Genomic DNA, 855 nt, shown 5'->3' with positions numbered 1-855 from the left:
GATAGTCTGCTCGAAGTCTTTGGCCAAGCGTCGGTTTCGGTTGAGCCATGCCAGGGTGCGTTCGACGACCCAGCGTCGTGGCAAGACCTGGAAGCCTTGGGCTGTGTCGGATCGCTTGATGATGTCGATGGTCCATTTTCCAATGCGGCGCAACGCGTCTTTGAGCTTGTCCCCGGCATAGCCGCCATCGGCGAAGACGTGCCGCAGCCACGGGAAGGGTTTGACGATTTCGGCCAGCACCAGCGGTGCGCCATCACGATCCTGGATATCGGCGGTATGGATCACGGCATGGACGAGATTACCTTGGGTGTCGGTGAGGATATGGCGCTTACGCCCCTTTATCTTCTTGCCCGCGTCATATCCCCTCGGGCCGCCGGATTCCGTGGTTTTGACGCTCTGACTGTCGATCACGCCGGCGGTTGGGCTGGCATCACGGCCTTGTTGCTCGCGCATCGCCATCAGCAAGACATGGTTGACCGTGAGCCACAGACCATTGTCACGCCACAGGTAGAACCAGCGCCGCACCGTCGAGACCGGCGGGAAACAAGGTGGCAGCATCCGCCACGGCAGGCCGCCCCGAAGCAGATAAAGGATCGCCTCGACGATCCGGCGCAGCGGCCATTTGCGTGGCCTGCCTACGGCGGACGCAGCAGGCAGCAGCGGTTCCAACAAAGACCATTCCGCATCGGTCAAATCGCTTGGCAAAGCCAGGCCGTTGCGGGCATGAAGGGCGCGGGTGGTATCAGTCCACATCGGAGATGCACGGTTGTTTTTGGCGAAACCCCTGAATCACCGATAGGGAACGCTGTCAAGCTAACCCGCTGATACCACTCAACTTAATTTCGGATCAGGCTC

At 60.2% G+C, this 855-nt stretch carries 1 protein-coding gene; it reads right to left on the bottom strand.

What is annotated here, in order from left to right:
- Positions 1 to 753: IS5 family transposase (locus ACM9LZ_RS25920; RefSeq protein WP_416622386.1), on the bottom strand; the 753-nt coding region annotated here is incomplete at its 3' end.
- Positions 754 to 855: the final 102 nt, after the last annotated feature.

Source organism: Niveispirillum fermenti (genome assembly GCF_048066175.1).
GTDB lineage: Bacteria > Pseudomonadota > Alphaproteobacteria > Azospirillales > Azospirillaceae > Niveispirillum > Niveispirillum fermenti.
This window is presented reverse-complemented; position numbering and strand designations above follow the sequence as displayed.